Below are 9,216 nucleotides of genomic sequence, written 5' to 3' on the forward strand. Positions count from 1 at the left end.
GCCCCGCTTCGGCGGGGCCGTTCGCGTTCCCCGACCGATCCGGGACACGCGGAGCCGCGCCGGGCTGCAGGGCTGGCTCACCGAGAACGGAAGAGGCCCCCACCCCGAAGGGTGAGGGCCTGTTGGCTCCCCGGCTTGGACTCGAACCAAGAACCTGCCGGTTAACAGCCGGCTGCTCTGCCAATTGAGCTACCGAGGATCACGGGGATCTCTCCGCCGCCCCTCGCGGGGCAACTCCCCTAGCTTAGCGCACGTCGGCGGCAGGGCAGAAACCGGGGCCGCGCGGCGGGCGTGTCGTCAGGCGATGACGAGAGCGTCCGCTCCGCGCGCCCCGGGTGTCCATGCGAGCACCTCCGCATCGCCCGCTGCGACGACGTGCCCACCGCGGAGGACGAGACGATCCGCGTCCAGCTCGCGCGCCAGCGACGCGTCGTTCGTGACGAGCAGCGAGGCCATCCCCCACTCCGCGCGGCGGCGGCGGATGGCGTCGAAGATGACATGCCGCACCTCGAGCCCGATGTTCGCCAGCGGCTCGTCGGCGATCAGCAGGCGCGGATCGAGGATGAGCGCCCGCGCGAACGACACGCGCTGCCGCATGCCGGCGCTGAGCTCGTAGGGGAACTTCGCCGCAGCCCCGAGCGGCAGGTGCATCTCGTCGAGGAGGGCCGCCACCCGCACGTTGAGCGCCCGCTGGTTGACGCGGCGGTCGCGCGAGGTGATCGGCTCTGTGATGACCTCGGCGACGGTGAGGCGCGAGGGCAGCGTCGCGCCACCGCCCTGAGGGACGTAGCCCGTGCGGTACGTGAGCACGCGATGTGCGCGTCCCGGCCGCCGGACCGAGATGCCCGTGACGAACGCGTCGCCGCCGCTCACGGCGATCGACCGGTCCCGCTCGCCCGCGAGCGCCGCGGCGAGAGACGACTTCCCCGAACCGGTCGGGCCGGCCACGCAGAGGGTCCCTCCCGTCGCGACGGTCGCCGTGACGCCGTCGACCGCGCGCACCGATTGCCCCCTGCCCCTGCGCGTCACGCTGAGATCGAGCAGACGGACGGCATTCTCGGTGTCGTCGGGTACGCGCATGCCCTCATCCTCCCCTGCGGGTCAGGCTTCGTCGAGGAGGCGCCGCCGGTCGGCGTCGATGTCGCGCAGGCGCATCCTGACGGCCCTGCCCTCGTCCGACGCCGGCGGGACCCGCTGCACGGCACCCAGCAGCTCGAACTTCTCCGCATCGAGCGCGCGCAGCACGAGACGCCGGCACAGGTCGTTGACCGACCGGGCGGCGCGCTCCTCGTCGACGGCGGGGAAGTCCCGCGTGATGAGCTCGGCCGCGAGCGAGCGGTAGGGCTCGCGTACGCGCTCGACCGCGGCCACGGACCATCCGATCTTCGACCGGTCGACGGCCTCGACCGCCGCGCGGACGGCCTCGAGCGCCGGTGTGCGGAACGGCAGCGAGAGGGCGCGCACGAGCAGGTCGGGCTCCACCCGATGCCCGTACTGCAGGATGCCCGTGAGCGCGTCTCGCTCGATGGCGGTGTCGGTGGAGTGCGGCAGCGACGTGAGCGTCACGCGGATGGCCGGCGCGTCCTCGGGCGGCGCGTCCTGCGGGGCACGGCGGGGCGCCTCCTGCGCCCGCTCCTCACCCGACGCGCGTCGTGCCGCGCGCTCGACCTCGCCGTGCACGTCGCCGGGGTCCATCCCCAGCCGTCCGGCGAGGACGCGCTCGTATCCCGGCCGCAGCAGCCGGTCGCGGATCTCCGCCACCACGGGTGCGGCGGCGCGGAGCGCGCCCACCCGCCCCTCGACCGTGCCGAGGTCGAACCGCGACACGGCGCGGTCGATGACGAACTCGAACATGGGCACCTTGTGGTCCATGAGGGCGCGCACGGCCCCGTCGCCCCGCTGCAGCCGGAGGTCGCACGGATCGAGTCCGTCGGGCGCGACGGCGACGAAGGTCTGCGCGTGGAAGCTCTTCGCATCGGTGAACGCGCGGATGGCCGCCTTCTGTCCTGCGGCATCGCCGTCGAACGTGAACACGACCTCGCCCGCCGCCGACGCGTCGCCCATGACGCGCCGCAGCACGGAGACGTGCTCCGTGCCGAACGCGGTGCCGCACGTCGCGATCGCCGTCGTCACTCCGGCCAGGTGGCACGCCATGACGTCGGTGTACCCCTCCACGACGACGACGCGTCGCGGGTCGCCTCGGGAGATGTCGCGCTTGGCCAGGTCGAGGCCGTAGAGCACCTGCGACTTCTTGTAGATCGGGGTCTCGGGGGTGTTGAGGTACTTGGGCCCCTGGTCGTCGTCGTAGAGCTTGCGCGCGCCGAAGCCCACGGTCTGCCCCGTGACGTCGCGGATCGGCCAGATCACTCGGCCCCGGAAGCGGTCGTAGACGCCCCCGCGCTGATTGGTCGACACGAGCCCCGAGGTCGTGAGCTCCTCGCGCGTGAAGCCCTGGGCCGTGAGCGCGTTCATGAGGCCGTCCCACCCCTTCGGGGCGTACCCGACCCCGAAGTGCGACGCGGCTCCCGCGTCGAAGCCCCGCTCGCCGAGGAACCGCCGTGCGGCGTCCGCCTCGGGCGACATGAGCTGCGAGCGGAAGTACTCGGCGGCGGCGGCGTTGGCGGCGAACAGCCGGGCGCGGCCGCTCGTCTCGGGCGCCGGCCCCCCGCCTTCCTCGTAGTGCAGGATGTACCCGATGCGAGCCGCGAGCTTCTCGACCGCCTCCGTGAACGAGACGTGGTCCATCTCCCGCAGGAACGTGTAGACGTCGCCCGACTCGCCGCACCCGAAGCAGTGGTAGAAGCCGACCTGCGGCCGCACGTGGAAGCTCGGCGACTTCTCGTCGTGGAACGGGCACAGGCCCTTCATCGACCCGACGCCCGCCGACTTGAGCGCCACGCGCTCGCCCACGATGTCGGCGATGTTCGTGCGCGCCTTCACCTCGTCGACGTCGGCCTGCAGGATGCGCGGCATCAGACCACCTGCGACGTCCGCGAGCGGGCGCGCCCCGACCGCCGCGGTGCGGCGATCCCCACCTCGGCGGGGTCGATGTCGCCCACGAGGCGGTGATGCCAGGCAACGGCCGTCTGATCGGTGAGCGACGCGACCTGGTCGACGACGACGCGCGTGCGCGCGGCGTCGCTGTCGGCCGCGAGGAAGTCGGCCGCGAACGCCGGCTCCAGGGCGTCCGCCCCCGTCGACCACAGGGTATCGGTCGACACCAGGGCATCGGCGAGCCGCGTGAGCACGCGCCGCTGCTCGGCGTAGATGTGCCGCCGCTCGTCGATCGTCACGATCGTGGCGCCCATGAGGCCCTTGAGCACGGCGATCTCGACCTCCACCTCGCGCGGCACGACGACGTGGCCGCCGTACCGTGCGAGCGACGCCTGCGGATACGCGGCGCGGGTGGCATCCACGGCCATCCGCGCGAAGCGCCCGATGAGGTCGCTCGTGAGGTTCTTGAGCCGTGCGAGATCGGCGCGCGAGCGGTCGAAGCCGCGCATCCACATGGGCATGCGCGTGAGCCGGAACAGCGCGTCGGCCAGCTCGTCGCGCGGATAGTCGTACCCGACCCACTCCTGGATGCTCCCGATGAGCGGATGGTGCGCGACGGGGTCGCTCACATGCGCGAGATCGAGGTACCCGTTGACGACGGCGTCCTCGACGTCGTGCACCGAGTACGCGATGTCGTCGGACAGGTCCATCACCTCGGCCTCGATGCAGCGCTCCTTGCCAGGTGCGCCCCGCCGCAGCCAGGCGAACACGTCCTCGTCCTCCGGGTACACGCCGAACTTCAGCCGACCGCCCGGATCGGGCACCGGGTCGGCGATCGTCCAGGGGTACTTGCACGCCGCGTCGAGCGTGGCGCGCGTCAGGTTGAGCCCGTAGGAGCGCTCGTCGTCGAGGACCTTCGACTCCAGGCGCGTGAGGATGCGGAGGCTCTGCGCGTTCCCCTCGAAGCCTCCGATCCCCTCGGCCCACGTGTTGAGCGCCTTCTCGCCGTTGTGTCCGAAGGGCGGATGGCCGAGATCGTGGCTGAGGCACGCCGCGTCCACGACATCCTCGGCGAGCCCCAGCGCCGTGCCGAGCTCGCGGCCGACCTGCGCGACCTCGAGCGAGTGCGTGAGGCGGTTGCGCGCGAAGTCGGCGGGGCTCGCGGGGCTCAGCACCTGGGTCTTCGCGGCGAGCTGGCGGAGGGCGGCCGAATGGAGCACGCGCGCGCGGTCGCGCGCGAAGTCGTCGCGCTGCGATCGATGGCGCTCCGGATGGAACCGCTCGGCATCGGCGTCGTCGTAGCCCTCGGGGCGGGGCGCCGCCCCTCCCCGCTCAGCCGCCACTGGTGTCCAGCTCCGCCTCGCGCAGCTCGCAGCTTGCGTCCTCTCCGAGCTCGCGCGAGTCGAGCCATCCCTCGGGGAGCACAGGACGCTTGGGCGTTCCGGCACGTCCGCGCTGGCCCTCGGCGGCCTCCCCCGGATACGGGGCGTCGTGGTCGAGCTCGGCGAGCAGGTCGTCGATCTCGGCAAGGCTCGACGCCGTCGCGAGGCGTGCACGGAGGTCGCCGCCGACGGGATAGCCCTTGAAGTACCACGCGACGTGCTTCCGGATGTCGCGGCAGCCGCGGTCCTCGTCGTCGAAGAACTCCACGAGCAGCTCGGCGTGACGGCGGAACGCCTGCGCGACGAAGCCGAGCGTCGCATCGACCTCCACGCCCTCGCCGCCGAACGCCCGGGCGAGATCGCCGAACAGCCAGGGGCGGCCGAGGCATCCCCGGCCCACGACGACGCCGTCGCAGCCCGTCTCCTCCATCATCCGCACGGCATCGGCGGCCGACCAGATGTCGCCGTTGCCGAGCACGGGGATAGTGGTGACGGCCTGCTTGAGCGCCGCGATCGCCGACCAGTCGGCCGTGCCCGAGTAGAACTCCGAGGCCGTCCGCGCGTGCAGCGCGACGGCTGCCGCACCCGCGTCCTCCGCGATGCGGCCGGCATCGAGGTAGGTGAGGTGGTCGGCGTCGATGCCCTTGCGCATCTTGACGGTGAGCGGGATGTCGCCGGCCGCCTCGACGGCGCGCTCCACGATCTCCCGGAAGAGACCGAGCTTCCAGGGCAGCGCGGATCCGCCGCCCTTGCGGGTCACCTTGGGGACGGGGCATCCGAAGTTCAGGTCGATGTGGTCGGCCCTGTCCTCCTCGGCGATGATGCGCGCGGCGGCCGCGATGGTGACCGGGTCGACGCCGTAGAGCTGGATGGAGCGGGGCTTCTCCGACTCGTGGTGGCGGATGAGGCGCATGGTCTGGGCGTTGCGCTCGACGAGCGCGCGCGACGTGATCATCTCGCTGACGTAGAGGCCACCGCCGTACTCACGGCAGAGACGCCGGAACGCGGTGTTCGTGATGCCCGCCATGGGCGCGAGCACGACCGGCACGCCGATGTCGAGCGCGCCGATGCGCAGGGTGCGCTGGGGGGAGAGAACGGTGGTCACCTCTCGATTCTCCCAGAACGAAACCGGGTCGGATCCGCATGGGGACAGCCCGCCCTAGGCTGAGCACATGAGCGCCCCCGCCGACATCCGCAGCATTCCGTTCACCGCCGCCGACGGCTCGACCGCCACGCTCGGCGACTACGCCGATCAGGTCGTCCTCGTCGTCAACGTCGCCTCGAAGTGCGGCCTCACGCCCCAGTACGAGCAGCTCGAGGAGCTGCAGAGGACGTACGGCGATCGCGGCTTCACGGTGCTGGGCTTCCCCTGCAACCAGTTCCTCGGGCAGGAGCCGGGCTCCATGGAGGAGATCCTCGACTACTGCGCGACCACGTGGGGAGTGAGCTTCCCCATCCAGGACAAGGTGTCCGTGAACGGGTCTCACGCGGCGCCGCTGTACAAGGCCCTGAAGAAGGCCAAGGACGGCGTGGGCCTCGGCGGACCCGTCGCCTGGAACTTCGAGAAGTTCCTCGTGCTGCCCTCGGGCGAGGTCAAGCGCTTCCGGCCCCCGGTGAAGCCCGACGCCCCCGAGATCGTCGAGGCGATCGAGGCCGCGCTGCCGCGCTGAGCCTCAGGCGGCGGGCTCGTCGGCTCCGGTCGGCTGGTCCGCCGCTCCGCCACGCTCCGTCGTGCCGCGGCGCTCCGCCCACACCTGCCGGGCGACCTGCGCGAACGCCTGCGGCGGCTGGGCGCCGCTCACGCCGTAGCGCCCGTCGATGACGAAGAACGGCACGCCGTTGATCCCGTAGGCCCTGGCCTGGTCCTGGTCCGCGCGGACGTCGGCGAGGTGGCGGCCGCTCTCGAGAGCCGCGCGCGCCTCGTCGGCGTCGAGGCCGACCTCCTCGGCGAGCGCCACGAGGTCGTCGATGCGGCCCACGTGCCGGCCCTCCGTGAAGTAGGCGCGCATGAGGCGCTCGGTGAGCTCCAGCTGGCGGCCGTTCGCCTTCGCGAAGTGGATGAGCTCGTGCGCCTTCACGGTGTTCGTGTGCTGGAGCCGGTCGAACCGGTACTCGAGCCCGGCATCGGCGGCGACCCCCGTCACGCGGTCCAGCATCTGCTGGACCTTCTCCACCGGCATGCCCTTGTGACCGGAGAGGAAGTCGACCTCGCTGCCGTCGAAGTCGACGGGCGTGTCGGGAGACAGCTCGAACGAGTGGAACGTCACCTCCACCTGCGGAGCATCGGCGTCGGACGCCGCGTCGGCGAGACCCGCCTCCAGGTTCCGCTTGCCGATGTAGCACCACGGGCAGGCGATATCGCTCCACACGTCGATCTTGATCGCATCCGTCACACCTGCTGAAACCCCGGCCGCCCCGTCGGCATTCCCGGTCATCCGATGGAGGGCGTGTCGACCGCTCCCCCGTAACGGCGGTCGCGGCTGTGGAAGATCCGGATGGCCTCCCACAGATCGGCGCGGGTGAACTCCGGCCAGAGGCGGTCGAGGAAGACCATCTCGGCGTAGGCCGACTCCCACAGCATGAAATTCGACGTGCGCTGCTCCCCGCCGGAGCGGAGGAAGAGGTCGACGTCGGGCATGTCGGCGACGTACAGGCGCTTCGCGATGGCCTTCTCACTGATCGCGGAGGGCTTGAGCCGACCCGCCTTCACCTCTTCGGCGAGCTCGCGCACGGCGTCGACGATCTCGAGCCTGCCGCCGTAGTTGACGCACATCGTGAAGGTCATCGTGCGGTTGCCCGCCGTGAGCTCCTCCGCGGCCTTCAGGTCCTTGATGACCGAGCCCCACAGGCGCGGCCTGCGGCCCGCCCAGCGAATGCGGACATCCCACTCGTTGAGCTGGTCGCGGTACCGGTGCAGGACGATGCGGCTGAAGTTCATGAGGAAGCGCACCTCCTCGGGCGACCGCTTCCAGTTCTCCGTCGAGAAGGCGTACACGGAGAGGTTCTTGACGCCCGCCTGCAGCGCGCCGGCGACGACATCGAGGAGCTGCTCGATGCCCTGCCTGTGCCCGTCGACCCTCGTACGCCCCTGCTGGTTCGCCCACCGCCCGTTGCCGTCCATCACGATCGCGACGTGGTTCGGTACGGGACCCGCGAACGTCGGCGGGGTGAGCCCGGTCCAGTCGAGCGGCTTGTAGGGCTCCGCGTCGCGGTGGGTGTAGGGCTTCGGGCTCATGGGGTCCTTCCGGCCGGGCGGGCGGCGACGTGGCCGAGCGAGCGGATGGCGCGCTCGAGATGGAACTGGGCGTATGCGCTGATGAGGCCGGAGGCCGCGGCGAGAGCGTGCTCGGAGGCCGCGTCGACGTGCTCCCACTCCCCCGCGAGCAGGGCGCGGAGGAGGTCGAGGGCGTCGGGAGCGACGCGGGGGCTGCCCGCGGGGGCGCAGCGGGAGCAGACGAGGCCGCCGAGCTGGGCGACGAACCGGTCGTGAGGACCGGGCGCCCCGCACCGCGCGCAGTCGTCGAGCGCGGGCGCCCATCCCGAGAGCGCGAGCGCCCGGAGCAGGTACGAGCCCATGATGGCGTGGGGCGCGTGCTCGCCGCGCGCGAGCGATCGCAGGGCTCCCACCAGGAGGAAGTACTGCTGGGGTGTCGATTCCGCCTCGCTGATCCGATCGGCCGCCTCGGCCATGGCGCTCGCGGCCGTGTAGCGCTCGTACTCCGCGGCGATGTCGGCCCCGTACGCTCCCAGGGAGTCGGCCTGCTGCACGATGTCGAGGCTGCGGCCGATGTAGAACTGCGCGTCGACCACCATGAAGGGCTCCAGCCGCGCGCCGAACTTGGACGAGGTGCGGCGCACGCCCTTCGCGACGGCTCGGACGCGCCCGTGCTGACGCGTCAGCAGCGTGACGATGCGATCGGCCTCGCCCAGCTTGTGGGTCCGGAGCACGACGGCTTCGTCTCGGTACGTGGGCATCCTCCGATTATCCGCGCTCTGCGCGAGGATGGAGCGGTGACCGAGCCGCTGTTCGCCATCCCGCTGTGGGCGGATCTCCTCGCCGTCGGGCTGGGCGGCATCCAGGGAGCGCTGTTCGCCTCCGGGTTCCGAGGCCGTCAGCGCCTCGACCTCCTCGGCGTCGCCGTCATCGGCACGATGATCGGCATGGGCGGCGGCATCATCCGCGACCTGCTGCTCGGTATGACGCCGGCCACGCTCCAGAGCAACGGGTACCTCGTCACGGCGGTCGGCGCCTCGCTCGTCGGCATGCTGCTCGCCGGCATCTTCGACCGCCTCAACCGCGTCATCGTGCTCCTCGACGCCGTCGTCATCGGGATGTTCGGCGCCTTCGGCACGGGCAAGGCGCTCGCCAACGGCATCCCGCTCATCCCCGCCGTCTTCATCGGGGCGTGCGCCGCGGTCGGCGGGAGCGTCATTCGGGACATCGCGATGGGGCTCCCGGTCGCGATCATGCACGTCGGCTCGCTCTACGCCGTCGCGGCGGTCGGAGGCAACCTCGCGCTCGCGGCGGCGTTCGCGCTCGGCATGCCGATCGTCCCCGCGGCCATCCTCGGCATCGCCCTGACGGCCCTCATCCGCGTGCTCGCGGTCGTGTTCGACCTGTCGCTGCCCGAGCAGCGACGACTCGCGCGCCGACGCGAGTCGCTCGAGACGCGGGGCATCCCCGTGCTGCGTGCCGAGGACGTTCCGGGCGCGCCGGAGACGGGCGCCATCATCCTGCCGCGCGACGACGACGAGCGCCCGACGCGCTGACACGCAGCCGCCGCCGCGGCCCGCACCGCTGGGCGGGGCGGCGCCGGGGGGGCCGGCAGGGGGCGGCGGG

The 9,216-nt window shown here is 71.9% G+C and carries 9 protein-coding genes and 1 tRNA gene; 2 read left to right on the forward strand and 8 right to left on the reverse strand.

Annotated features, from left to right (window positions below):
- Window positions 1–123: 123 nt before the first annotated feature.
- The 5 genes from ACWGPF_RS17230 to dusB all read right to left on the reverse strand — a co-directional run bounded on the left by ACWGPF_RS17230 (window position 124) and on the right by dusB (window position 5,481).
- Window positions 124–199: transfer RNA gene (locus ACWGPF_RS17230), tRNA-Asn, on the reverse strand.
- A 98-nt stretch (window positions 200–297) separates the two neighbouring features.
- On the reverse strand, window positions 298–1,080 hold the full coding sequence (locus ACWGPF_RS17235) for an ATP-binding cassette domain-containing protein (protein ID WP_452333952.1): 783 nt from the start codon (window positions 1,078–1,080) through the stop codon (window positions 298–300).
- 21 nt (window positions 1,081–1,101) lie between these two features.
- Window positions 1,102–2,973 (reverse strand): DNA primase, encoded by a 1,872-nt coding sequence (gene dnaG / locus ACWGPF_RS17240; protein ID WP_452333953.1) that lies wholly within the window; start codon window positions 2,971–2,973, stop codon window positions 1,102–1,104.
- Window positions 2,973–4,337, reverse strand: a complete 1,365-nt coding sequence (locus ACWGPF_RS17245) for a deoxyguanosinetriphosphate triphosphohydrolase (RefSeq protein ID WP_452333954.1) — start codon at window positions 4,335–4,337, stop codon at window positions 2,973–2,975. Before ACWGPF_RS17245 ends, dnaG begins: the two co-directional genes overlap by 1 nt.
- A complete protein-coding gene (dusB, locus tag ACWGPF_RS17250; RefSeq protein ID WP_452333955.1) occupies window positions 4,327–5,481 on the reverse strand; it encodes a tRNA dihydrouridine synthase DusB in 1,155 nt (384 codons plus the stop codon). The genes ACWGPF_RS17245 and dusB overlap by 11 nt, the downstream gene beginning before the upstream one ends.
- 67 nt (window positions 5,482–5,548) lie before the next feature.
- Here dusB and ACWGPF_RS17255 point away from each other — a divergent pair, with 67 nt between their 5' ends.
- Window positions 5,549–6,046, forward strand: a complete 498-nt coding sequence (locus ACWGPF_RS17255) for a glutathione peroxidase (protein WP_452333956.1) — start codon at window positions 5,549–5,551, stop codon at window positions 6,044–6,046.
- A 3-nt stretch (window positions 6,047–6,049) separates the two neighbouring features.
- Here the strand turns inward: ACWGPF_RS17255 and ACWGPF_RS17260 are convergent, their stop codons facing one another.
- Genes ACWGPF_RS17260 through recO form a run of 3 tightly spaced genes read right to left on the reverse strand, consistent with a single transcriptional unit; the run spans window position 6,050 to window position 8,351 of the window.
- Window positions 6,050–6,769 (reverse strand): DsbA family oxidoreductase, encoded by a 720-nt coding sequence (locus ACWGPF_RS17260; protein ID WP_452333957.1) that lies wholly within the window; start codon window positions 6,767–6,769, stop codon window positions 6,050–6,052.
- Between the two features lie 38 nt (window positions 6,770–6,807).
- The gene (locus ACWGPF_RS17265; RefSeq protein ID WP_452333958.1) at window positions 6,808–7,611 is read right to left on the reverse strand and encodes an isoprenyl transferase; all 804 of its coding nucleotides are present in this window, start codon (window positions 7,609–7,611) and stop codon (window positions 6,808–6,810) included.
- The gene (recO, locus tag ACWGPF_RS17270; RefSeq protein WP_452333959.1) at window positions 7,608–8,351 is read right to left on the reverse strand and encodes a DNA repair protein RecO; all 744 of its coding nucleotides are present in this window, start codon (window positions 8,349–8,351) and stop codon (window positions 7,608–7,610) included. The genes ACWGPF_RS17265 and recO overlap by 4 nt, the downstream gene beginning before the upstream one ends.
- 36 nt (window positions 8,352–8,387) lie before the next feature.
- On the opposite strand from recO, the gene ACWGPF_RS17275 reads away from it, so the two are divergent.
- Entirely contained in the window at window positions 8,388–9,146 is a 759-nt protein-coding gene (locus ACWGPF_RS17275) for a trimeric intracellular cation channel family protein (protein WP_452333960.1), read from the forward strand.
- The last annotated feature ends 70 nt before the right edge of the window (window positions 9,147–9,216 follow it).

This window comes from Microbacterium sp. NPDC055683 (genome assembly GCF_053617895.1).

Coding starts and splice junctions, on each gene's coding strand:
- ACWGPF_RS17265 (WP_452333958.1), bottom strand. CDS start 7,611: ATGAGCCCGAAGCCCTACACCCACCGCGACGCGGAGCCCTACAAGCCG.
- dnaG (WP_452333953.1), bottom strand. CDS start 2,973: ATGCCGCGCATCCTGCAGGCCGACGTCGACGAGGTGAAGGCGCGCACG.
- ACWGPF_RS17255 (WP_452333956.1), top strand. CDS start 5,549: ATGAGCGCCCCCGCCGACATCCGCAGCATTCCGTTCACCGCCGCCGAC.
- ACWGPF_RS17235 (WP_452333952.1), bottom strand. CDS start 1,080: ATGCGCGTACCCGACGACACCGAGAATGCCGTCCGTCTGCTCGATCTC.
- recO (WP_452333959.1), bottom strand. CDS start 8,351: ATGCCCACGTACCGAGACGAAGCCGTCGTGCTCCGGACCCACAAGCTG.